Source organism: Natrarchaeobius versutus (genome assembly GCF_041205745.1).
Taxonomy (GTDB): Archaea; Halobacteriota; Halobacteria; order Halobacteriales; family Natrialbaceae; genus Natrarchaeobius; species Natrarchaeobius versutus.
The window spans coordinates 18,436-42,405 of the sequence record NZ_JBGFCC010000011.1; the positions used below are offsets into that span (position 1 = coordinate 18,436).

Annotated in this window: 21 protein-coding genes; 11 read left to right on the forward strand and 10 right to left on the reverse strand. The window is 61.6% G+C overall.

Features of this window, described 5'->3' with window-relative positions; translation table 11 throughout:
- Positions 1 to 98: 98 nt before the first annotated feature.
- Entirely contained in the window at positions 99 to 1,034 is a 936-nt protein-coding gene (gene lipP1, locus AB7C87_RS20900; protein ID WP_369731455.1) for a LipP1 family hormone-sensitive lipase, read from the reverse strand.
- 179 nt (positions 1,035 to 1,213) lie between these two features.
- Here lipP1 and AB7C87_RS20905 point away from each other — a divergent pair, with 179 nt between their 5' ends.
- Positions 1,214 to 1,939 carry an ABC transporter ATP-binding protein gene (locus tag AB7C87_RS20905; protein ID WP_369731456.1) on the forward strand — a complete coding sequence of 242 codons (726 nt, stop codon included), beginning with the start codon at positions 1,214 to 1,216 and terminating at the stop codon, positions 1,937 to 1,939.
- The gene (locus AB7C87_RS20910; RefSeq protein ID WP_369731457.1) at positions 1,936 to 2,640 is read left to right on the forward strand and encodes an ABC transporter ATP-binding protein; all 705 of its coding nucleotides are present in this window, start codon (positions 1,936 to 1,938) and stop codon (positions 2,638 to 2,640) included. The genes AB7C87_RS20905 and AB7C87_RS20910 overlap by 4 nt, the downstream gene beginning before the upstream one ends.
- A 306-nt stretch (positions 2,641 to 2,946) precedes the next feature.
- On the opposite strand, the gene AB7C87_RS20915 is transcribed toward AB7C87_RS20910, so the two are convergent.
- Entirely contained in the window at positions 2,947 to 4,179 is a 1,233-nt protein-coding gene (locus tag AB7C87_RS20915) for an iron-containing alcohol dehydrogenase (RefSeq protein ID WP_369731458.1), read from the reverse strand.
- Positions 4,180 to 4,504: 325 nt separating this feature from the next.
- A complete protein-coding gene (locus tag AB7C87_RS20920) occupies positions 4,505 to 5,728 on the reverse strand; it encodes an iron-containing alcohol dehydrogenase family protein (protein ID WP_369731459.1) in 1,224 nt (407 codons plus the stop codon).
- Positions 5,729 to 5,834: 106 nt separating this feature from the next.
- Between AB7C87_RS20920 and AB7C87_RS20925 the strand changes: the two genes are divergently transcribed.
- From AB7C87_RS20925 to AB7C87_RS20940, 4 genes are all read left to right on the forward strand, one after another.
- Positions 5,835 to 6,278 (forward strand): nuclear transport factor 2 family protein, encoded by a 444-nt coding sequence (locus tag AB7C87_RS20925; protein ID WP_369731460.1) that lies wholly within the window; start codon positions 5,835 to 5,837, stop codon positions 6,276 to 6,278.
- 175 nt (positions 6,279 to 6,453) lie between these two features.
- On the forward strand, positions 6,454 to 7,626 hold the full coding sequence (locus tag AB7C87_RS20930; protein ID WP_369731461.1) for a thiolase domain-containing protein: 1,173 nt from the start codon (positions 6,454 to 6,456) through the stop codon (positions 7,624 to 7,626).
- Positions 7,623 to 9,065: a zinc ribbon domain-containing protein gene (locus AB7C87_RS20935; protein ID WP_369731462.1), complete on the forward strand. Its 1,443-nt coding sequence runs from the start codon at positions 7,623 to 7,625 to the stop codon at positions 9,063 to 9,065. The genes AB7C87_RS20930 and AB7C87_RS20935 overlap by 4 nt, the downstream gene beginning before the upstream one ends.
- Before the next feature lie 72 nt (positions 9,066 to 9,137).
- Entirely contained in the window at positions 9,138 to 10,490 is a 1,353-nt protein-coding gene (locus tag AB7C87_RS20940; RefSeq protein WP_369731463.1) for a nickel pincer cofactor-dependent isomerase, group 22, read from the forward strand.
- A 9-nt stretch (positions 10,491 to 10,499) separates the two neighbouring features.
- On the opposite strand, the gene AB7C87_RS20945 is transcribed toward AB7C87_RS20940, so the two are convergent.
- The 5 genes from AB7C87_RS20945 to AB7C87_RS20965 form a co-directional block, all read right to left on the reverse strand.
- Complete coding sequence (locus AB7C87_RS20945; RefSeq protein ID WP_369731464.1) at positions 10,500 to 11,738, reverse strand: ABC transporter substrate-binding protein; 1,239 nt, start codon at positions 11,736 to 11,738, stop codon at positions 10,500 to 10,502.
- 220 nt (positions 11,739 to 11,958) lie between these two features.
- Positions 11,959 to 12,663, reverse strand: a complete 705-nt coding sequence (gene ribB / locus AB7C87_RS20950) for a 3,4-dihydroxy-2-butanone-4-phosphate synthase (RefSeq protein ID WP_369731465.1) — start codon at positions 12,661 to 12,663, stop codon at positions 11,959 to 11,961.
- Positions 12,650 to 13,336 carry a DUF120 domain-containing protein gene (locus AB7C87_RS20955; RefSeq protein ID WP_369731466.1) on the reverse strand — a complete coding sequence of 229 codons (687 nt, stop codon included), beginning with the start codon at positions 13,334 to 13,336 and terminating at the stop codon, positions 12,650 to 12,652. The genes ribB and AB7C87_RS20955 overlap by 14 nt, the downstream gene beginning before the upstream one ends.
- A gap of 408 nt (positions 13,337 to 13,744) precedes the next feature.
- Complete coding sequence (locus AB7C87_RS20960; protein WP_369731467.1) at positions 13,745 to 14,512, reverse strand: CoA-transferase subunit beta; 768 nt, start codon at positions 14,510 to 14,512, stop codon at positions 13,745 to 13,747.
- A 6-nt stretch (positions 14,513 to 14,518) separates the two neighbouring features.
- Positions 14,519 to 15,436 carry a CoA transferase subunit A gene (locus tag AB7C87_RS20965; RefSeq protein WP_369731468.1) on the reverse strand — a complete coding sequence of 306 codons (918 nt, stop codon included), beginning with the start codon at positions 15,434 to 15,436 and terminating at the stop codon, positions 14,519 to 14,521.
- Positions 15,437 to 15,627: 191 nt separating this feature from the next.
- On the opposite strand from AB7C87_RS20965, the gene AB7C87_RS20970 reads away from it, so the two are divergent.
- Positions 15,628 to 16,446: an alpha/beta fold hydrolase gene (locus tag AB7C87_RS20970; protein WP_369731469.1), complete on the forward strand. Its 819-nt coding sequence runs from the start codon at positions 15,628 to 15,630 to the stop codon at positions 16,444 to 16,446.
- Between the two features lie 64 nt (positions 16,447 to 16,510).
- On the opposite strand, the gene AB7C87_RS20975 is transcribed toward AB7C87_RS20970, so the two are convergent.
- On the reverse strand, positions 16,511 to 17,302 hold the full coding sequence (locus tag AB7C87_RS20975) for an IclR family transcriptional regulator (protein WP_369731470.1): 792 nt from the start codon (positions 17,300 to 17,302) through the stop codon (positions 16,511 to 16,513).
- A gap of 1,753 nt (positions 17,303 to 19,055) precedes the next feature.
- Here AB7C87_RS20975 and AB7C87_RS20980 point away from each other — a divergent pair.
- The 3 genes from AB7C87_RS20980 to AB7C87_RS20990 all read left to right on the forward strand — a co-directional run bounded on the left by AB7C87_RS20980 (position 19,056) and on the right by AB7C87_RS20990 (position 21,927).
- Positions 19,056 to 19,532: a hypothetical protein gene (locus AB7C87_RS20980; protein ID WP_369731471.1), complete on the forward strand. Its 477-nt coding sequence runs from the start codon at positions 19,056 to 19,058 to the stop codon at positions 19,530 to 19,532.
- A gap of 178 nt (positions 19,533 to 19,710) precedes the next feature.
- A complete protein-coding gene (locus tag AB7C87_RS20985) occupies positions 19,711 to 20,172 on the forward strand; it encodes a hypothetical protein (RefSeq protein ID WP_369731472.1) in 462 nt (153 codons plus the stop codon).
- 915 nt (positions 20,173 to 21,087) lie between these two features.
- Entirely contained in the window at positions 21,088 to 21,927 is an 840-nt protein-coding gene (locus AB7C87_RS20990) for a prenyltransferase (protein WP_369731473.1), read from the forward strand.
- Positions 21,928 to 21,962: 35 nt separating this feature from the next.
- Here AB7C87_RS20990 and AB7C87_RS24230 read toward each other — a convergent pair whose 3' ends face one another.
- The gene (locus AB7C87_RS24230) at positions 21,963 to 22,193 is read right to left on the reverse strand and encodes a DUF7563 family protein (protein ID WP_440590515.1); all 231 of its coding nucleotides are present in this window, start codon (positions 22,191 to 22,193) and stop codon (positions 21,963 to 21,965) included.
- 209 nt (positions 22,194 to 22,402) lie between these two features.
- On the opposite strand from AB7C87_RS24230, the gene AB7C87_RS20995 reads away from it, so the two are divergent.
- Entirely contained in the window at positions 22,403 to 23,818 is a 1,416-nt protein-coding gene (locus AB7C87_RS20995) for an FAD-dependent oxidoreductase (protein ID WP_369731474.1), read from the forward strand.
- Positions 23,819 to 23,970: the final 152 nt, after the last annotated feature.

A 23,970-nucleotide genomic window follows, 5' to 3' on the forward strand; every position in this document is an offset into this window, starting at 1 on the left:
CGGTGTCCGACCGACTGCATTCCGCCCACGAGTCGGCGTAAAACAATGATCGGATAGGATATCCGCGTTGGATCGCTTGCGGCGGCGGTCCGACGGCGTTACAGCGCGTCCGCGAGTTCGTCGGTGACGTCGTCTATGGCCTCCTGCGCTCGAGTCAGCTCGAACGGTTCGTCGGCCATTTGGAGGAAGATGTGAATCACGTCGTCGTAGTGGAGGTGAGTGACGTCGACGCCGGCCTCCTCGAGTGTTTCCGCGTAGGCGATACCCTCGTCTCGGACCGGATCGAATCCGCCCGTAAGAATCGTTGCCGGGGGAAGATCCTCGTGTGAGGCCGCACGCAGGGGCGAAGCGTACGGGTTGTAGCCGTGAAGTTCGTTGCCGAGATAGAGCTCCGCAAAGTACGCGCCGTCTTCGGTCTCGAGGAAGTACCCCTCCGCGAACTCCTCGTGGGAGTCGAACTGGTCGACGTAGGAGACCGTGGGGTACAAAAGCAGTTGGTGGGCGATGTCGGGGCCGTCTTGCTCTCTGGCCATGAGAGAGACGACAGCCGCGAGGTTGCCACCGGCCGAGTCACCGGCGACCGCGTGGCGGTCGGGATCGCCGCCGAACTCCGCGGCGTTCTCGGCGACCCACTCGGTCGCCGCGTAGGCGTCTTCGACGGCCGCCGGGAACTCGTGTTCGGGGGCCAGTCGGTAGTCGACCGAGACGACCACGACGTTGGCCCCGTCGGCCAGTTCGCTACAGAGCACGTCGTGGCCGTCGAGGCCGCCGACGACGAATCCGCCGCCGTGGAAGAACGTCACGACGGGGAATGGTCCCTCTCCCTCGGGTTCGTAGATTCGAATCGGAATCTCGCCAGCTGGACCGGAAACCGTTCGATCGGTGACCGTCTCGGCCGCCTCAGGCCCTCCACCTCCGAAACTCTCGGCGACTGCCGCTCTCGCCTCCTCTACCGAGATGTTCCTGAACGCGGGTGCGTCGGCCATCTGTTCGAGCACTGCCTGAACTTCGGGATGTGGTTCTGATGCACGCATCAGTATGACACTATCCCGCATTCATTATATATCTATTTATTACGCAAGACCCACTCGACGAGAACAACGTGTACTCGCCGAACCTGACGGCGTGACGAACGGAAACGCCGCTTCCGGATCGACGGTCTGGCGATCCCATACCCAATGATTTATATGGTGCCCAGGGATAATCAGCTATCATGTTAACAGCTACCGGGGTTACCAAACGGTTTGGAGGCCTCACCGCGGTTGACGACGTCGACTTCACCGTCGGCGAGGGCGAGATCGTCGGTCTCATCGGGCCAAACGGGGCCGGAAAGACGACGCTTTTCAACGCCATTACGGGCGTCCACCCGCCGAGCGAGGGATCGATCACGTTCGACGGAGAAGAGCTCGTCGGCAAGAAACCACACGAGGTTGCCAGACAGGGAATCTCACGGACGTTCCAGACGGCACGAACCTTCAACGAACTCACCGTCCTCGAGAACGCGACCGTCGGGCCGATGTTCGGTCGAACCGATTCCCTCCCACGAGAGGAAGCCGAGGAACGCGCCCGGACGTTCCTCGAGTTCGTCGACCTCGAGGACAAAGAGGACGAACTCGCGGGGAGCCTCACGCTCGCCGAGCGAAAGTTCCTCGAGTTGGCGAAAGGACTGGGTGCAGACCCCAACCTCATCCTGGTCGACGAGATCGGCAGCGGGCTCACCCCTGCGGAGGTGAACATGATCTCGGAGACGCTGATCCGCGTGCGAGACGAACTCGGAATCTCCGTCCTCTGGATCGAACACGTCGTCGACGCGATCATGGGAACGACGGATCGAATCATCGTCCTGAACCAGGGCAAGAAGATCGCCGACGGAACGCCGACGGAGGTCCAGCAGAACTCGGAAGTCGTCGAGGCGTACCTCGGCGAGGTGGAAGCATGAACGACCTCCTGGTCGACGACGTGAACGTCCACTACGGCGACTTGCAGGTGCTCTGGGACGTCTCCCTCGAGATTCGAGACGACGACGACGTCGTCGCACTCATCGGACCGAACGGCGCCGGGAAGTCGACCCTGCTCAAGGCGATTTCGGGCGTCCATCCCGCGTCGTCGGGAACGATCGAAATCTTCGGCACCGACACCACGGAGCTCACGCCGAGTGAAATCGTCAGAAACGGGTTCGTACAGGTCCCCGAAGCACGGAACCTGTTCGACGACATGTCGGTCTACGACAACCTCAAGATGGGGGCGTACACCGAGCGCGGGAGCTTCGACGAGACGGTCCAGGAGGTCTACGAGATGTTCCCCATCCTCGAAGAACGCCGCGATCAGAAGGCCGGCACGTTGAGCGGCGGACAACAACAGATGGTCGCCATCGGTCGAAGCCTGATGACCAAACCGAAACTGCTCGCCCTCGACGAACCCTCCGGTGCACTCGCACCCCAGCTCGCGGATCGCGTGTTCGAAAAGGTCGAGGAGATCAGCGACGACATCACCGTCTTACTCGTCGAGCAACACGTCGACAAATCGCTCGCGCTGGCCGATCGAGGATACCTCCTCGAGAACGGCCGCGTCGAGGCGGAGGGAACCGGCGACGAGCTTCTCGAGAGCGAGGCCGTCAAGGAAGGTTACCTGAGCGTCTGAAGCGGTCTCCGGTAATCATTTTCGGCGCAACCGCCGTTTCAGGTCGCGGTTGGGCCAGTCCATCGGTACAACGAACCGCCTGTATCGAAACGTTCCGAACGATCGGATCTGACGTTCCGCGTCTCGAACGAGCGGACCAAGTTCTCGTAATCGTCGATTTCGATACCCAGTTGCAGTAGCCCTCGAGCGCCCGGCTCGACGAATCTGAATCGCCGAACTCGGACAGTCAGAATGAACCTCGAGACGACGTGGAAAAACCGACGAATCCCCGACGCCGGGGCGAGGCAGAGAAACGTGGCGGCGCTGTCAGGACCGACGCGGGCTATCCGGCGCCAGTGCGTCGTCGTAGACCGTCACGAACAGTTCCTCGAGTTCTTCGGGAGACGGCTCTCGCGGGTTGTTGGCCGGCGACCCCGAGTCGATCGCGTCTCGGGCCATCTTCGGGACGACCTCGAGATACTCCTCCCGGGAGGGAATGTCGCCGAACTGCTCGAGATAGGAGGTGAGAGAAACCTCCTCACAGAGTTCGAGGACGGCGTCGCTGGCTCGGTCGGCCGCGACCGAGTCGGGCGTCTCCTCGTCGGCGACCCCGAACAGCCGGGCGACCTCGGCGTACTTTTCGGGCGCGGCGTCGGCAGAGAACTCCATTACGTACGGCAAGAGGATCGCGTTCGCGAGCCCGTGAGGGAGGTGCAGTTGCGCCCCGAGCGGGCGAGCCATCCCGTGGACGAGCGCGACCGACGAGTTCGTAAAGGCCTGGCCGGCCTGAAGCTGGGCGATCAGCATCTCCGTTCGCGCCTCGAGGTCGTCACCGTCCTCCCAGGAGGCGACGAACGAGTCGGCGATCCGACGAATCGCGTTTCGCGCGAAGTCGTCGGGGACGCTGTAGGATTTGACCGAGACGAACGCCTCGACGGCGTGCGTGAGCGCGTCGATCCCCGTAAACGCGGTGTGACTCGGCGGGAGCGTCCGGACGAGTTCGGGATCCTCGATCGCGACGTCGGGGACGACGTTCTGTGAGACGACGATGAACTTCGTCGTCGTCTCCTGGTCGGTGACGACGATGGTGCGGGTCGCCTCGCTTCCCGTTCCCGTCGTCGTGTTCACCGCGATCAGCGGCGGCGTCGGGTTCGGGACGCCCTCGTAGCCGGCCTCGTCGACGCCGAACTCGCGGATCTCGCCGTCGTTGGTCGCGAGAACTCCGACGCCCTTGCCCGCGTCGATCGAGGAGCCACCGCCGAGGGTGACGATGACGTCACAATCCTCCGACTCCCAGAGGTCGTACCCGTCCTCGATGTTCGCGACCGTCGGATCCGGATCAACGTCCGTGTACGTCACCGGTTCGACGCCCGCGCCCTCGAGCGTCTCGAGCAGGCGATCGCCGTGGATGTCGAAGATTTCGGGCGTCGCGATCACGAGTGCCGTACTCCCGTAGAGGTCCGCATACTCGCCGACGCTGTCGACGGCCCCCTTCCCGAGGACGATCTTACCGGGCGAGACGACGAGACGCGTTCCGTTCGCTGGGTCTGGCTCTGTCATGGGCGTATACCTCGAACGATCGCGTTCGTTCGTGTTATATAATTCGGTACGCTGTCGGTCGCCGGAGGCAGTACGCTGTCGATCTACGTAGGGGCACAGCATCGATTTTCGGAACACTGTGTCTTGGTGAGACAGAGCATCGATCGGGTGTCGTCGACCGTGAGAGGGACCAAAACGGCGATACCGGAATCCTTCTCCGACGTTCTGCGATACGTCGGTTCCCCCTGCGTTCTGCGAAAGGTCGGTGTCGGCGAACCCCCAATCTACGGATTCGCCAGGTTCAGCGTCAGCAACCAGCCGCAGTCGGTTCGATCCCGTTCGTCGACTACCACATCCGATCGAAGACGTCCTCGATCTCCTCGGCGTCGGGTTCTAGATCGCGCGGAGCGGCGTCCATGAACGGATCGTCGACGACCGCCTGCGCGAGGTCCGAGAAGTGATCGCGTTCGGCGCCGTCGACCGTGCGAAGCGACGATGGTAACTCGAGGGCATCTCGGGTCGACTCCACGGCGGAAACGATCGCGTCGGCCGTCTCCTCGTCGCTTGCGCCCTCGTCGTCGACGCCGAGTGCCTCCGCGAGGAGGTCGCGTCGGCCGTCGACGTTGTCGAAGAGGTAAGCCAGGGCGTATGGCGCCGCGATGGCGTGGGAGGCCCCCTGTTGGATCTGGTAGCTCCGCGAGAGCGCGTGGCCGAACGAGTGGATGACCGAAGCGTGGTACTCGTTGGGCGTCGAGAGGCCGTACTGGGCGAGGGCGATCCCCTGAAGGACCGTCGAGAGATCGTCCTCGCTCGTCTCGTCGTCGGTGATCGACGGCAGTGACGACTGCAATAGCCGGACGCCCCGCGTCGCCGTGGCGTCGGTCACCGGCGTGTGATGGCGGCTGTAGAGCATCTCGATTCCCTTGTCGAAGCCGTTCATCGCCGACGTCGCGAGGATGTGATCCGGCGTCGTCGAAAACAACTCGAGGTCGTGGAAGACCGCCGTCGGCATCAGCCGGCGATCCGAGACGCCCGCGCTCGGAATCTCCGCTTTGGAGGCGTCCCCGGGCTCGAGGCTGAGCTTGACGCCGGCGACCTGGGAGAGATCCGCCCCCGGAAGCGTCGTCGGAATCGCGAAGATGTCGGTCAGCGACGCCTCCTCGTCCGGGAGGATCATCTCCTCGCGATCGAGGATCTCCTCGGTCACCTCCTCGAGTGGACGATCGTGGCCCGCGAGCACGCTGATCTGCTTCGAGATGTCGAGACTGCTTCCGCCGCCGAGGGCGACGAGCGCGTCGACGTCCTCCTCACGGACCAGCTTGGCGCCCTCGTAGGCGTCCCGAAGGTACTTCTCCGGGGTGACGCCGTCGAAGACGTCGACGAGCGCATCGCCGATCCCCTCGCGGACCGGATCGATGACGACCGGCACCTCCGCTAAGGTCTCGTCCGTGACGACGAGCGCGCGCGAAAGCCCGCGCGCCTCGAGTGTTGCCTGTACGTCCGCGACGACGCCGGGCCCGTGGTGGATCGCGCCCGGCTGATACTCAAACGTAAACGAATTACCGTTCATCTCGACCGTGTCGGGCTACGAATCGTGTTCACATAAGCGTAGTCGTCGCCGGGCGCGGGTATCGCGGGGAAACTATTATCGTGACTGACAGAAAATGGACGTGTGCATGGGAGAGACACACACCATGACGGACGAACAACGGCGAGGACTCGCACTCGAGTACTTCAAGAAGTTAGACGCCGGGGAGGCGTTTTTCGACCTGTTCGCGGAGGACGCACAGGTGTACTTCCCGAAGTGGGGGGTCGCGACCGGCATCGAGGAGATCGAGGAAATGTTCGCCGACGTCGCCGAGACGGCCAACGCGATGAGCCACGACTACGCGACGTTCAACTACGTCGTCGACGACGAGACCGTCGTCGTCGAGGGGACGAGCACCGGCGAAGCCGCCGACGGCACCGAGTGGCGCCCGGACGGCACCCCGGGTGGCGGACGGTGGTGTGACGTCTTCGAGATCCGCGACGGGAAGATCCACCGGCTGTTCATCTACCTCGATCCCGACTACGCCGGTGCCGACACCGACCGCTACCCCTGGCTCGAGGGCGAGGAGTAGTCGCGTCGAATCAGTCCCGGCGTCGCCGCTTCGCGGTATCGAGGAGGCCGACGCCGAACGGACACGACGTGGCCGAGTCACGTATCGAGTAGACCGACGCCTCGTGGCCCGAGCCACGGTATGGGAAAGCGACACGAGTCAGAAGCTATTTTTCCAAGCGTATCCATCTACGTGTATGTCCGAGGTGTACGTCGTCGGGGCAGGACAGACCCCGTTCGGCTCATATCCAGACGAGAGTTATCGGACGCTGTTCGCCGACGCCTACGAGGCGGCCGTCGACAGCGTCGAAGGATCGATCGGGACGAGCGACGTCGACGAGGCGATGATCGCGACGCTCGGCGTGGGTGGCCGCCAACTCGGCCTCTCCGGACCGGCCGTCACCGAACACGTCGGCCTCCACAACGTCCCGTGTACGCGGATCGAAAACGCCTGTGCCGCCGGCGGCTTCGCGGTGAGACAGGCCGTCCAGGCGATCAAAAGCGGCATGGCTGACGTCGTCGTCGCCGGCGGCTTCGAGGTCATGACCGACATGAGCGCCGACACGACGAAGTACTGGCTCGGCGTCTCCGGCGAAACCGAGTGGGAACGGTTGACCGGAACCACGTTCTCGGGCGTCTACGCCCAGATGGCCGACGCCTACCTCGAGCGCTACGACGCGACCGTCGAGGACCTCTCGCGAGTGGCAGTCAAAAACCACGACAACGGCGCGAAGAACCCGAAAGCTCACCTCGGGTTCACCTGCTCGCTCGAGGACGCGACGAACGCGCCAGCGGTCGCGGACCCGCTCAACCTCTATCACTGCTGTCCGACCTCCGACGGCGCCGCGGTCGCCATCCTCGCGAGCGAGGACGTCGTCGACGAGTATACCGACCACCGCGTTCGCGTGGCCGGCTCCGGGGCGGCGTCCGACCGCGTCGGCCTGGCCGAACGAGAGTCGTACACGTCGATCTCGGCGACGAAGGAAGCGGCCGAGCAAGCCTACGGTATGGCCGGCGTCGGAGCCGACGACCTCGATTTCGCGGAGGTCCACGACTGCTTTGCGATCGCCGAGCTCGTCGCCTACGAGGACCTCGGCTTCTGTGAACCAGGCGAGGCCGCCACCTTGCTCCGGGATGGGAAGACCGACATCGACGGCGAACTCCCCGTCAACACCTCCGGCGGGCTGAAATCGAAGGGCCACCCGATCGGCGCGACCGGAACCGGTCAGGTCGTCGAGGTGTTCGACCAGCTGACCGGGTCGGCAGGCGACCGGCAACTCGAGGAGCCGCGATACGGGCTCACGCACAACGTTGGTGGAAGCGGCGGTGCGACCGCCGTTCACGTCTTCGAACGGGAGGTGGCCCGATGAGTCGACTCGGCATTGCCGGCGTCGGCGCGTACGCACCCCGAGGGTTCGTCACCGCGGAGACGTTCCGCGACGCCTGGGGCCAGTTCGCCGCCTCGGGTATCCAACAGGTATCGGTCACCGACGCCGACGAGGACACCCTCACGATGGCCGCCGAGTCGGCGACGGACGCGCTCGCGGCCGCCGGCGTCGACGCCGCGGCGATCGAGGCGCTGTACGTCGGAACCACGACCCCGCCGACCGAGGAGGAGTCGATGGCCGCCCGTCTCGTCTCCGTGCTCGGACTCGAGGAGACGACCACGACGCGACAGCTCACCGGAAGCGCCCGTGCGGGCGTCGAAGCATTCGTGGCTGGCCTCGAGTCAGGCCTCGACGGACCGATTCTGGTCGTCGGCACCGACGCGCCCCGCGGGGAGCCGGGAAGCGAGGTCGAACACGGCGCCGGTGCCGGCGCCGGTGCAGTGGTTCTCGCCGATGACGGCGACGGCGAGCTCCTCGAGACGAGCGAACGCTCCGTGACGTACCCTGGAACGCGGTTCCGACCGGCCGGGGGCGCGGAGACCGAAGAACTCGGCGTCACCGAGTACGCCCGACAGGCGTACCGAGATGCCGTAACCGGCGCTGTCTCCGACCTCGAGGCGACCGACGTCGACGCGGCCGCCATCGGCGCGCCGAACGGAAAACTTCCCTACCGGGTCGCCGGTGGGCTCGGCCTCGAGACGGAGACGATTCAGGCCGGTTCGACGATTCACGACCTCGGAGACGCCGGGGCGGCGACGCCGCTTCTCGGTCTGGCACGGGCGTTCGACGGCGGCGCCGAGCGCGTCCTGGTCGTCGGCTACGGAAGCGGGAGCGAGGCGACCGCGCTCGTCGTCGACGGAACGCCACCAACCGAGAGTCGACTCGAGGGAACCGAAGAGCGGTCATACGCGGAGTATCTCCGGACTCGCGGGACGATCACGCCCGGCGAGCCGGCCGGTGGCGGCGCGTACGTCAGCGTGCCGAGCTGGCGGCGGACGCTTCCACAGCGACACCGGCTCGTCGCGGGTCAGTGCACGGAGTGTGGCGCATTAGCGTTCCCACCGGAAGGGGCGTGTACGGACTGTGGGACGCTCGATTCCTACGAAGAAGTGACGCTTCCGGGGACGGGGACCGTCGAAGCCGCGACCGTCATCGGACAGGGCGGTGCACCGCCGGAGTTCGTCGAACAGCAGGCCCGATCGGGAAGCTACGTGAGTGCAGTCGTCGCACTCGACGGCCCCGAGGGATCGGCGGAGACGGTCAGTACGCCAGCACAGCTGGTCGATTGTGACGAGCGCCCGGAGATCGGTGATCGGGTTCACTCGACGATCAGGCGGATCTACACCCAGGAAGGCGTCACTCGATACGGGCTGAAACTCCGGCCCGAAGGCGCACGACGCGGGTCCGGCGAAACGGAGTGAACGGCGGAAAGCGGCGATCGACCGGAACCGAGATCGGTACACCCTTTTATCGAGCGAGTTCATACGTGGCGTATGCCAAACGAGATCGTATCCGACATCGCGGTGCAAGAAGAGACGATCCAGCGCGCCTGTGGCTCGCCGACGCTTCCGGAGTTCGGCGTGATCGAACAGCGCTGGGAAACCGATCCGATCCCCGACGACGAGATCGCAGACAGGGCGAGCGAGGCGGTGACTTCGCTCCCGTTCGAGGACGTCCCCGAAGGAGGTACCGTCGCACTCGGCGTCGGAAGCCGGGGGATCGACGCACTCTCGACCATCGTCGAGGGCGTCGTCCGCGGCGTTCGTGACCTCGGCTTCGATCCGATCGTCGTCCCCGCGATGGGAAGCCACGGCGGCGCGACCGCCGAGGGACAGCAGGAAAAACTCGCCGCACTGGGCGTCACCGAGGAGTCAGTCGGCTGTGAGATCCGCGCCACGATGGACGTCACCCAGGTAGGCGAGACACCCGAACGCGGCGTTCCGCTGTACTTCGACGCCATCGCCGCCGAAGCCGACGCGATCGTCCCGATAAACCGGATCAAACCGCACACCGACTTCGACGGAAGCGTCGAGAGCGGGCTCTCGAAGATGATCGTCATCGGACTGGGGAAACAACGCGGCGCAAAGATGGCCCACGACTGGGCTGTCGACTGGAGCTTCCGGAACATGATCCCCGAGATCGGCTCACAGCTCCTCGACGAACTCCCGATCGTCGGCGGCGTCGCCATCGTCGAGGACGAACACGACGAGACGACCCTTCTCGAAGGGATCCCCCCCGAAGGTTTCCTCGACAGAGAAGAGGAGCTTCTCGAGATGGCGTACGACCGGATGCCGACGCTTCCCTTCGAGGAGGTCGACGTCCTCGTCGTCGACGAACTCGGAAAGGACATCAGCGGCCAGGGGATCGACACCAACGTCATCGGTCGACGGCCGTTTACGATCAACGAGCCCGAACCCGAGCGACCGGACGTCAAACGGATCTACGTCCGTGGCCTGACGCCGAAGACGAAGGGTAACGCCATGGGCGTTGGGTCGGCCGACCTGATCCACCGCGACGTGTTCGCCAACGTGGACACGTCCAAGTCGCTGATTAACGCGATGACCGCGAGCACGGTCCGTGGCGTGCGTCTGCCGCCCGTCGTCGAAACCGATCGAGCCGGACTCACCGCCGCGCTCTCGACGATCGGCGTCGTTGACCCGGAAGATGCACGCGTACTCCGGGTGTCCGATACGATGCATCTGAAACGGGCGTTCGCCTCGCCCGCGCTGGTCGAGGAGGCACGCGAACGAGACGACCTGACGGTCGTTGCAGAGCCCGAGCCGATCGCGTTCGAAAACGGAGCGTTCGTCGAGCCGATACCGGAACCGTCGGAAAGCCACCCCTAACGGAGCAGTTTAGATTCCGAGTTCGTCAGGATTGTGCGCCTCGATCGGGTCCGTTCTGTGGAACTCCTCGAGGCGGAACTCGCCGTCCGGATAGTACGACGGCGCCTCGCCGACGTCGAAGCTGTTGTAGACCTGAACCACGTTGTCGAGTTCTCCCCACTCAGTGTACTCCACGGGGGAAGCGAAGATCGTCTCGAACGAACCTGTTCGAATCTCCTCTGCCACCTCGACGGGATCGGTCGTCCCGGCCCCCTCGACAGCGTCCGCGATGATCTCGACGGTTGCGTATCCGCTTGCCTCCGCAGTGTCGAACAGTCCACCTTCCTCTTCGTAGAACTCAGTCGCGATCTCCTCGTACTCGTCCGTGTAGGGATCGATCTGGTGGAAGTACGCGAACGAATCTGCGACGTGATCACCGAGCGCACCGTACGTCGCCGAGGCGGGAGTGATCGCTCCCACGAAGAGATCGGTAGACATCCCGATTTCGTCCATCTGTTCGACGATGGAGTTGATACCCGCCGGATGCGCCGCGCCGAGGAACATATCGACCTCGTCGGGCATGTCACGCAGGTACGGGATAAAATCGTTCTCGGGAATCGGAGCGAAGTCAGTCTCGAGGGTGACGTCATCCGGGAACAGGGCTTCGACGGCCGTCTCGTACTCGTAGCCCCACTCGCCGTCCTCGATGATCATCCCGATCTCCGTGTAGCCGTTCGCCTCGGCGATCTGTGCCTGTGCGGCCGCACACGTCGGCGCCGCGGCGAGTGCCGTCCGGAACCGATACCGGCTATCCGTCGGCGTGACCGCCGCCGCGCCTGCTGCGTGCATGAACAGCGGCACTTCCATGTCGTCAGCCACCTCGCCGGCCTGGATCGCCGCTTCGGTGGCGACCGGACCGAGCCCGGCGACGACGCCGTCCTGTTCGATCATCTGGGTAAACGACGTGACGGCGTCCTGGGCCGACCCCCCCGTGTCGACCGTCTGAACCTCGAGGTCCCTCCCGAGGACCCCGCCGTTGGCGTTGATTCGATCGATCGCGAACTCCACACCCGCCGTGTGGGCGGGTCCGTACACCGAGAAATTCCCGGACATCGGCTGGAGTCCGGCGATGGTGATCGGCCCTCCGTCGTCGTCGCCGTTGCCGTTCCCACCGTTGCCGTTTCCGCCGTTTCCGCCGTTTCCGTTGCCGTTTCCACCCATGCACCCAGCGACCAGTCCTGCACTGACTGCCGCTCCTGTCGTTTTCAACAAGGTGCGCCTCCTCGTCGACGTATGCGTATGATTGTCCATAGCCGTTCGACATAACACGGACAGTCGAAGAGCTTTAACCTTGTGTTCCTCCGCGGCGGACCGCCGCGCGAGAGCGATAGTAACAACTGCAACGATTTCACACACCGATCGCCGATCCATCTGGTGATCGGGTGTACAGTGACGTTCATGGCTACTATAGATTCGAAAAGTGGCCGAGTTACTCGCTACCGACCGCCTCGAGGAGATCCGCCCCCGTCACGAACGGGATATCGTGAATCCTCGCGTACCGGAGTGCCCCCTCCTTCGAGAGGGCGCGACCCGTGTCGTCGTCGAGCATCTCACAGACGACGACCGCTGGTGCACAGCCGACCGACGAGGCGAGGGCGAGGCCCAACTCGGTGTGCCCCCGTCGCTGTCTCAGTAAGTTCGGTGCCCCCCGCAGGAGGCTTACGTGGCCCGGTGAACGAAACGTCGCCCCGAAGTCGGTTGTCTCGGGCTCGTCCGCCGCCACACCGAGTTCGGAGATCGTCAACGCCCGGTCGACGTCGGTGACGCCCGTAAACGTCTCGCGGTGATTGACCGTAATCGAGAACGACGAGCGCTCGTCGTACTCCAAGTCCGCTGTCTCGCTCGAGGGATGAGAAAGTTCCTCGGAGAGAAACGGCAGGTCGAAGGCGGTCGCCACCTCGTCAGAGAGCGCGACGCAGATGAGTCCGCCGGCATCGTTTCGCATCCGGGCGACGTTCTGGGCCGTCACGCCGGCGGCAGGATAGACGAGGTCCGTCTCACCCTCTCGATCGTCGAAGTCGTGGATCAAAACCGGTTCCTGGGCCCGGAACGCCGCATAGGCGCCCTCGATGTCGCTTTCGATTGGAATGGTCGGCCCGGACGACGACGGGGAGAACGAATCAGCGAACCACATGGACGGAGATCACCCCCTCGTTGTCCAGTCCAAGTTCCTCACGAAGGTTTGCCTCCGCGATGATCTCGAGTTGATCGGCGTCGTGGTCGGTTCGATCCGGAACGAGAACGTGGGCCGGTTCGTACTCGCCGACCGCCGTCTCGAGACGGGCCGGATAACAGGTGGCCGCCCCGTACGTTCGATTCTCGGCTTCCCACTCGTCGATCGCGACCCCCTCGATCGACTCGAGTCGATACCGCTCGGCGACGTCGGAGTCGTCGAGGTCGACGTTGAGCGTCCCGTGAAACGGCTCGTATCCAAGCTTCGCTTCGAACTGTCGTGCGTACCCCGACAGCGAAACGAACTCGCCACCCCGCCCCAATCCGTCCGTGACACTCCCACGGAGCTCGAGGGAACGGTCGGGCGAGAAGATCCGACAGAACGACTCGTACTCCGCGGCGAGCGTTCGACGTCCGTGAGCCGTTAACGCGACCTCCTGGCCGTCGTTTCGACGGTTTCGGTCGATCAGACCGGCGTTCTCGAGGCGACGAAGCCGTCTCGAGACCGTCTGTTCGGAGACGTCGTTCGCGTCGGCGATTCGAACCGCAGTCGTCTCGATGGTTGCGTCGAACGCACCCAACAGCGCGAGCTCTTTGAGAATATTGCGTTCGTGGCAGCCGATTTTATCGTCCATTACTCGTACAGAGTTCGTAGCTCGATCGATCATATGTGACAGTTCTGCGGTACAACTGGTATGGTAATACAAGACAATGTAATATAAATCTTGCTGAGATCGGGAGCACCGATGCGAGAGGTCAAACGCTAGCGAATGAGATTGCGTCGGACGGGAATCGGGAACCGGAAGGAAACTGCCTCGAGTACGGAAGCGGTCAGCGGGCCAGATGACCGGTCGTTGCAGTCGGACGATGTCATTGATCGAACGACACGGTTGACTCGAGGAGAATATCGTAGCCACTGCTGGTCTTGCACTCCTGGTCGCCAGACGGATCGGCGATCAGTGTGTGAATCGGTGCAGTTGTTACTATAGTGACGAGACCCGTACTAACCGGAAGGCAACTGAGCGAAGGGCCGAATCAGGTCGTTACTCGGAGTTACCCGTGTAGACACCGTCCGGGTCGAGTTCGGTTCGGACGAGTTGAATCTCGTCCTCGGTCGGAACACGAGTTTCACCGACGTTGGATCCGAACTCGATCTCCCATCCAGTCGCCTCCTGGACGTCCGCCCGACTCACTCCCGGGTGAATCGAGTCGACGTACATCTCACCGGCCGCATCGAACTTCATGACCGCCTTGTCGGTGATGACGATCTCGGGACCGCCACGCAAGCCGAGTTCCTCCCGGTTTTCACGCCCACCGACGTAGCCGGGACTCGTCACGAAATCGACCTCTTCGGGGAACCGGCGTCGGCTGTGGGGCGTCGTGATGATCGTTCGCTCGGTGTTGCTCGCGATCTCACACGCACCGCCGGACCCAGGGAGCCGCACTTTCGGATCGTCGTACTCCCCGATCACGGTCGAGTTGATGTTTCCGTGCCGGTCGATCTGGGCTCCACCTAGGAAGCCGACGTCGATCCGCCCCGCCTGCAAGTACCGCCGAAACCCCACGTCCATCGGCACGATGCTCCGCGCGTTCGTCGCGAGAACCGGATCGCCGATCGAGAGCGGAAGCTTCGAGGGATTCGAGTCGATCGTCCCCGACTCGTAGATCATCTGTAGGTTCGGCGCGTGCATCTGCTTTGCGAGGTTGCACGCGAGGTTCGGAACGCCAACCCCGACGAGAACGGTGTCGCCGTTCTGTAGTTCCTGTGCCGCTCGAGAGATCATCAGTTCGGTATCCGTATGTGCTGTCATAGTCCGTCAGTACTCTCCCATATCGATAGGCGTTGCGTAGTTCGGCTTCGGGTCCAGGTCGACGATTCTGCTCGCGTCGAGTTTTTCGACGTACTCCGCCCGATCCTCGACGCCGTATACCCACTCCTCGAGCCACTCCACCGTCGACTCGTGAGTCTCCGTCACTTCGTCCCACTCGAGGTACGCCTGATTGTCTCGGTCGTAGTACCCCTGAACGTAGGAGGGGTGAGAGCCGTAGGGCTCCCTTGCGACGTAGTCGACGATCGAGCCCGGGATGACCGACCGGTTCGGATCGCTCCGAATAACGCTCTCGTCGACGATCTCCTCGACGCTGAGGATGACCGTGTCGGCGGCGAACGCGGCGTCGATCGTCTCGCCTGGAATGCCCCAGATTTGTGCGTTCCCGTACTCGTCTGCCCGCTGTGCTCTGACGACCGCCACGTCCGGGTTGAGCGCAGGAACGACCGGAATCCGGTCGACTCCTCCCTCGTACGGATTCTCGATCATCTTGATGCGGTCGTTGTGTTCGGGAAGATCAGATCCGACGAACGTTCGCAGTGGGAGAAACGGAATGTCCTGTGCCCCGGCGGCCAGCCGAGAAACCATACCGAAGTGAGAGTACTCCTCGATCGATACCTCGTTTGGGACTCCGTCCTCGACGGCCCGACGGAAGGCCCGTAGACTGCCGACACCTGGATTACCAGCCCACGAGAACGTCACCTTTCGCGCACAACCGGCCGCGATCATCTGGTCGTAGACGAGATCCGGTGTCGCTCTGATCAGATCCAAATCCTCGAATCCCTGACGAATGATTTCGTGACCGGCTCCAAACGGAATGAGATGAGTGAAGCCTCCGAGATAGAGGCTCTGCCCGTTCGAGAGAGCATCGGAAATCGCACGGTCGACGTCTGTCAGCTTTGACATGATTGCTCTGTCTCCATCTGTACTATCTGGGAAAGGTGATACATAAAGGCGACTAATATCCCGTCGCGCAGAAGTTGGTTTTAGACCCACCCTTTCGTAACAGGTGAATCATCCGCGATCGATCGGACAACTGACCTGCTCGATCCTCCCTCCCCGAAAAGACAAAGAGGCCCAGGTACCTCGCCTGACGTATGCAATCGCACACCGTTCGACGGGACGGCGAGCCCGACATCCACGTCGACGAGGCAGGATCGACGAACGACAGGACCATTCTCTTCGTTCACGGCTACTCCCAGTGTCGGCTCTCCTGGCGCAACCAACTGCGTTCGGATCTCACAGAGGAGTTTCGCCTCGTCGCCATGGATCTCCGCGGCCACGGTCGCTCGGAAAAGCCGGCCGACGCCTACGACGATTCGAAACTGTGGGCCGACGACGTACGCGCCGTCATCGATGCACTCGAGTTAGAAGACGTCTTGTTGGTTGGCTGGTCCTACGGCTCGCTGGTTGCACTCGATTACCTCTCGGAGTACGGAACCGATGGCCTGGTCGGTGTAAACCTCGTCGGCATCGTCTCCGAACTCGGAACGGACCGCGCCAGAGCGGTCCTCACTCAGGGGTACGTCGACCTCGTCCCGAAGATGGAATCGACCGAGACGACGGAATGTGTAGACGCACTCTCACAGTTCGTCCGACAGTGTATGTACGAAGAGCTCCCACCCGACGAGTTCTACTACATTCTCGGATTCAACGTCATCGTCCCACCGCGCGTTCGACGATGTCTCCGTTCTCGCGACGTCTCCCACTGGGACCTATTGTCCGAGCTAGCCGTCCCGGTCTTGCTCACCCACGGCCAAGAAGACGGCGTCGTCAAACCGGAAGCCGCCAGAAGCGCCGCCGAACAACTGGAGAAGGCGACCGTGTCGCTCTATCCCGAGACCGGACACTCGCCGTTCTGGGAGAACCACACCCGGTACAACGAGGAACTCCGGGAGTTCGCACGAACGTTATAACGCGGATCGACGAAGAACGGACCCACTCGAGTGGTGTCCAACCGAGAGGAGCGAGGGACGACCGCTACCTCGAGTGAGCGATGTTCAGTTCCAACTCGTTGACCACGCTGAGTAGCATATCCGGAACTTCGTTCGTGAGCGTATCACCCTTCATCCGGTGATACGGACCGGTGATCGCACACGCGCCGAGAACCGTTTCGTTCGGAACCAGCGGAGCCGCTATCGCGATAAGCCCCTCCGTACTCTCCGCTCTATTGTAGGCATAGCCCCGCTCGCGAACCTCCTCGAGTTCGTCGAACAGCGCTTCCGGTTCGGTGATCGTGTTCGACGTCGCCCGCGGAAGACCGGCGGTCTCGATGAGGTCCTCGACGTCGGATCGTGGCAACTGCGAGAGGATCGCCTTTCCACCCGCGGTCTGATGGAGGTAGAGTCTCGTTCCGACGCGTGTCCGCGTAGAGACACCCCTGTTCCCAGTCTCCCGAAACAACGTGACGGCCCGATCGTTTTCCCGAACGGTAAACAAACACGCCTCGTTGGTCTCTTCTGCCAATTCCTGAATCTTCGCCTTGATTATCGACGCCCCTGGGTACTTGAATCGAAGTTGGCCCCCGACGTCGAGAAATCGCAGTCCGAGGCGGTACTCGTTCCCGTCCTTTATTACGAAACTATTCGCCTGAAGGGTTTTCAGATGTTTGTAAATTCCCCCCTTCGAGAGATCCGTATACTCGGCGATTTCCGTCATCGTCGCCGACTCGAGGTCCTGCAACGCTTCGACGATCGCGAACGAGGTTTCGACTGATTTGATCGTCGGTGCGTCCTTCGCCGGGCGTCCACTTCCGCCGTTGTCGTCCACCATAGTAGCCAGTGATGTAATGAACGACCATAACAGTTTCTATCAGTGAATAATACCAAATATTTGTTCTCAGGTGGTGACTCGATCCGAACGTCCACGGCATTCTAAATTCACGTGAATACTGAAAGATGATTAGCAATGTGTGAACGATATTCACACAACAGGAGGAAAAATCATAATGAATTGGTTCCGATGAGCAACTGGAGACCATTAACTCGAACTAGTGTGTGGAGCGAAAGGCGAACAGCGCCGAGATCGATCGTTCACGATTATCCAAACAGGGCTCGTTGTGACGGAAACGCCCACAGAGCAATGATGGTTCAGTACGTTTCTATCGGGATACGTGGCAATACGAGTAACAGGCTCTCGTGGGAGACTCACGTGAACGATTCGTTCGTCCGAGATCCCGTGCCCGTCGAAATAGTTCTCGAGAGTCGTACACTCGAGTATCGAACCCACCGAGACATTTACACAAGTACACTTGTAACCGAACGGCTGGTGGCCTGGTGACGACAGTCAGTATAGGTTACGAGAGTACATATGTAAAATTTGGAAATAGTCACCCAGACAGTGTTTTCGGTGAGCGAACGGTGTCTCGGCAACGAGATCCACAGTAGCTATAGTAGCCACTGAACGTCACTGCACACCCGATCGCCAGACGAAAAGCGCGGTTCGGAGCGTGCGCGGTTCGGAGCGTGCGCGGTTCAGAGCGAACGGAGTGAGCGAGAACCGCGAGAATGCGAACGGGGAGGAACGACCCGTGAGCGAACGAAGTCGTTCGAACGACCAGCGGTCGTTCGTGATGACGAAAATCTTTGATTTTCGAACCATGAACGAGAACCGCGAAAATGCGAACGGAGAACGAACGTGACCCGTGAGCTCGCCGCTCGGTGTGTACATCGTTTCAGTTGTTACTATATCGTAGCCACTGCACGTCGTTGTACACCCGATCGTCGGACAGACCGGAGATCAGTGTGGAAATCGGTGCAGTGGCTCCGATGCTGAACGGACGTCGTGCGATTCGAACGGCGAGAGTACGATCCGAAACAAATGAAAATCCGCGTGGTCTGGGAGCGAAATTGGGTTCGAGCATGAGCGGTCGGAACGAGCGGTTAACAGCGAGATGCTCACAGCGAGAACAGAGATTTTCGCTTCGATTGTGAAGGCCCATCCTCGATCCACGTTAGCAGAAATACCATATACTTATACATATATTTAATAATACCACAAAGTTTCATCAGTTCAGAAGTCGTGATAGACTACAGAATACAATACCGATAGACGTTCCATTTATCAAAAACATTTCCAGGTGAGAAGACCAGATAACCATATAGCACAGATATTCGCACATATTCTGTATCCATGTGGGATAGAGAAAACATTCAGACCGTCGAAAGTGAGGCTCATCTCGAGCAGATCATCACAGGTATAAAATAGGGCATTAATTATAAGATAGTGGTACCTCAATAGAACCACCTCGTATTTGAGATGTTTCCGACACCGCTGACCGCTACAGCTGGGTCGTTTCCAATACCACGTCCGAATGATCGCGAATTACACCGGAAAGGTGGTGTGTTCGAAGCGTCCGAGCGAGCACCATAGACGATTTGTACACCGACTCCACACGAGGAGTGATAGAACAGTGGACGGGAGGCAGTCGACGACCACTACCAGTCACAGTTCTGGACCCGTCTCAGTAGCGGGAGGACGCATCGATAACGTATTGACTGATCGAGCCAAATGTGTACTACTAACGATGAGTGGCGAATCACGTGGCAACCACCTCGACCGGCTCACCGAATTCCGACGGCGTGCGTGTCCCGTTCTCCACACGGTTGCGGAGCCACTCGGCGGCTACGTAGAGTGTACCATGCATCCGACGGAGTACGTCGGCACCGTCGAGCGTACGCTCGAGCGGTTTCGGTCAGACCTCCGAACGATGGGGTTTCATCGCGAACCGATAGCTGCGCTCAAACGCCACACGGATGGCCGCAAATCCGCGGGGAGCTGGGTGTTTCGCCGATCACCCCTCGCGGCTGGTCAGTTGCACGTAACACTCTTCCACGACGACCTCGAGTACATCGACACGTACGCACACTGGGAACACTCCTGGATCCGCCATCCGATCAAACACTACCGTGCAACTGGCTGGGATACGACAGGCGGCGTCGCGACGATGCGCTCACTGCTCGACAGACACGAAATCACGTACCGGTTAGTCGACTCGCGCTAAGAACGACTCGATTAGTATCGACGGTGAAGCGAACGCACTGAACTGAAATCGGACAGTCTCGGTCGTTGTGTCACGAACGGCCGCGCTTCGTTAGGACTGCACGGACCTGCTCGAGAGACACTCACGGTTGGCTACGGGTTGCTGGTAGTAATATAGTACTCTGGAGGGTAAAGTGGGTATGACCACAGCACTCGAGCGGTTTTTCGTTATGTTCGGTGGCTCAGTCGTCGCCGCGGGCGTAATGACGATTATTCTCTCGCCGCCTAACGCAGTAGCCGCGGCGTTGACGTTCGCGGTCGTGCTCGTCGCGGGAGCACTGCTTTCGTACGCGATTGGGTATCTCGGGATCTCGACCACGAGTGGCGCGTATCCGATGTCGGGTCCGACCAGCAATCCACCCGAGGAGCCGACGGAGGCGAGCGAGGTCGACGCGGAGGAATTCAAGTGGATGCTTCGAGAGGGGATTGGCGTTGCGATCGCGTCGTTGTTCGGTTTGCTGTTGCTCACAGTGTATCTTCTCGAACTATCCGGACTACTTGACGCGTCGGGGACTGCGGCTCAAACCGCCGAATGGGCCGTACTCGTGGTACTTACATTGACGATTTTCATTCTGGCGTTCTGGAGCTGGCGCGGACGGTGACTGCGATTACTGGCCGTGAAAAATCGACATACTGCGATCGATTTGTCTATAGCAACAAATGCAACAATTGACACACTGATCGCACTATCCGCGGCCCTCACCCGCTTCGTTCACTCCAAACCGCGTGATTGTACTGCAACCAGGTGTGCAATGACGTTCAGGAGCCGCTATTGGCCTAGACGGGATGGCACATCAACACGGTTGGACGAAACGATCCCCACTCGACCATCCGTTCATTTCACCGCACCCTGACGGGACGCCTCGTCTCCTCGAGAAGCTGTCGAGACCAACACGACTACTGGTCGGCGGTACGGAGAGGTTGTCGTGTGTGACCCCCTCCTCGCCACAAACGGCGAGGCTTCCCACGGTACCGCACCGCTGAGTTGGGATATTTGCTGGTTGACGACCAGTCGGTATGACAGGCCGATGGCGTTCACGAGAATGGCGTTCTCGTGCAGCCCATCAGAAACCTTCGAGTTCTGAGGACGGGGCCATACCGCCGTTACTCCTATCCCGACAGGGGACTCGGAGTTATCTTGTTGACCGAGACACCACAGCGGTTCGAGATGGTGTCTCGAACGTTCTGGGTCTCGGAGTCCCGATATTGTGCATTTGAATGGGCGGTGTGACCGCCTCGGTGTACGTCATACTCCGATACGACTTTACTTAATTATCTGTATTCTTATTGAACAAATATTGCGTCGGAATTGTCGGATTCATGCCCGTTGAGCAAACTGAAGGTTTGTGATGCCCATCAGAACGCTTCGCGTTCTGAGGACGTCGTAAACGACGGGGATTCTCTCCTTGCAGAAAGATAGGACGCCGGTCTATCGTCGCGCTTCGGACACGACAGTCGCGGATAAAATAGCGAGACTGTGGACACTCTGGGCGGCGGCTCGGCCGAACCAGCTCGCATTGATCCTCCTGGAATACATCCTCGGTGTGGGGCTGGCTACCGCTGGACCGCCGTTAGTCGGCATCAACTCGACGCCACAGATCGACAGCGGGCATTCCACGTTCCTCGAGTCGATCGTGATCGGCGCGGCCACACTGCTTCCCGTATCGGTCCCAATCCACTACGCTAACGAGTACGCCGATGTAGAGACAGATGCGCTGACCGAACGAACGTCGTTTTCAGGCGGGAGTGGCGCCCTCGAGCGGACGGGACTCCCGCGAGCGTTTCTCCGGACAGCAGTACTCGGCTCGAGCGTCGCCGCGGCGGTCGTCGTGGCCATTACGGCACCGCTCGAGCTACCACTCGATGCGGTTGCGCTCCTCGTCACGATATTCGGTCTCGGGCTGGCGTACTCGCTTCCGCCGTTCGCGTTCGTCCACCGAGGCGTCGGGGAGGTCGATAACGCGGTACTCGGCGGACTGTTGCTTCCGCTGTATGGAGTCGCAGTAGTGGCCTCTCCGGAGCCCGCGGCCGCAGTAGCGGTGGTTCCGTTCACGCTGGTGGTGGGCTGTAATCTCCTCGCAAGCCACTGGCCGGACAGGGACGCGGACGAAACCGTCGGAAAGCGGACGGTCACCGTCCGATGGTCACCAGCACGGACCAGACGCGGGTTTACCGTCCTCGCTGGGCTCGCAATCTTCGCGGGTGCCATTCTGTGGATAAACAACGTGGTTCTGACGACAGTCGCTGTCGCCCATCTCGTGCCGATTCCGTTTCTTCTCTGGGGGCGGGCGGTTCTGACGAGACAGCGATCTCCGTTACCGGCGGTGCTCGCGATCACGAGTACGGTTGCCTGGTAGTCAGTATTACAGAATAAAGTACCGGAGCGGTTTCGCTACGCACACACCGAACCGCACAACGGTTTTGTACTGACTCCGCACAGAGTACGTATGGCCGATTCGTCCCGTGAAACACCGACGGAGATCCGTTGCAACGGCGACTCCACTTCGGCACCCCCCGACCGCCGGCCGCCATTGACGCCTCCGACGATACCGTTCTTGGCGTTACCAAATACGCGTGCGAACTGGGTCGATACGAATCTCCCGCACGATCGACAGTCGGGCATTGTTGATCCTCGGTACGTCCCGACAACGGGAGCCAATACAAACCGCCCCCGGTCGTGTGTGAACGGCACACGACCGGTCAACTGATACCACGGGCCGTGAACAACGTAAATCGAGAGATGACGACGAATAACGTCGATCGATTCCGTACCCAAAGCGGCTGTTTGCTCGTCCCCCGATCAGAACTTCGCGTCCTTGCGAGGACTCGACGATGACCAATACGTTCGTCGTCGTCGGTGGAGACGCGGCGGGAATGTCTGCCGCGAGCAAGGCCAAACGTGACGACCCCGACCTCGAGGTCGTCGTCTTCGAGAAGGGGCAGTGGGTGTCCTACGGTGCCTGTGGGCTGCCTTATTACATCAAAGGCGAGATCCAGTCGCTCGAACACCTCGTCTCGGTGACGCCGGCAGAGTTCCGCGAGGAACGCGGCATCGATCTTCGAACGGGCCACGAGGTCGTCGCGATCGATCCCGACGACAAAACGGTGACCGCCGAACACGATAGCGGTGAGACGGTTCAGTCGTACGATCAGTTGTTGCTCGCGACCGGAGCACGGTCGGTGGTGCCGCCGATCGACGGCACAGGCCTCGAGGGCGTCTACACGCTCGGGTCGATGAGCGATGGGAAAGAACTCCGCGAGTACGTCGCGAGGGCGCGAGACGGAGGGATGCTCCAGCAACCCGACAGGGGTCCGGCCTGTCGATACCTCGAGAACTGTGCCGGTCCCGTCGGTATCGTCGGCGGCGGCTACATCGGCGTCGAGATGGCCGAGGCGCTGGCTGCGAACGGATTCGAGGTCAACCTGTTCCAGCGCGGTGACCGCGTGCTGAAGGGGTTCAGCGACGCGACGAGTGAGGCGGTCGCTGCCCATCTTCGAGAGCAAGACGTCGCGGTCCACCTCGAGGCCGACGTACAGACGCTTTCGGGCGACGACCGCATCGAGGCCGTCGTCACGGGCGACGAGCGGATCGACGTCGAAATGGTCCTGCTCGGAACCGGCGTTCGACCGCGAACGACGGTCGCCGAGGACGCTGGCATCGCACTCGGAGAGACCGGCGCGATCGAGACAGACTCGTATCGGGAGACGAACGTCCCCAGCGTCTACGCCGCAGGCGATTGCTCCGAATCTACCCACGTCGTCACGGGCGAACCGACGTACGTCCCGCTCGCACTGACCGCCAACCGACACGGTCGTGCGGTCGGTCAGACGATCACCGGAACACCGACAGAAGGGGGAGCGGTCGCCGGGACGGCGGCCGTCAAGGCGTTCGACGTCGAGGCGACTCGAACCGGGATACTGGACCACGAGAAGGCTCGGTCGGCCGGTTTCGATCCGGTGAGCGAAACTGTTTCCGCGAAATCCCGCGCCGGTTACTACCCGGAGGGTGGCACCGTTACGATCACGCTGACCGCCGACCGCGAGACGGGGCGCGTCCTCGGTGCGAGTCTCGTTAGCGAGTTCGGCGAGGGAGCCGTCCACCGCAGTCACGCGATCGTCTCGGCGCTCACGGAGTCTGCGACCGTCTCCGACCTCGAGAACTACGACCTCGCCTACGCCCCGCCGTTCAACACGACGTGGGATCCCGTCCTCGTCGCCGCGAAGGTACTCTCCGGAAAGTTACGCTAACGCGTCTACGTGCCCGTGAGAACGTTAGTCTCCTTCCGCAGACGAATGGGCGGCGGCCCGTCGTCGCAACTCGTCGGCAATCGCAGGGACATCAGCCTGCGTCACGCCACCGTCCGCCTCGAGTTCGTCGAGTGACTTCGGAAACTCGCGGA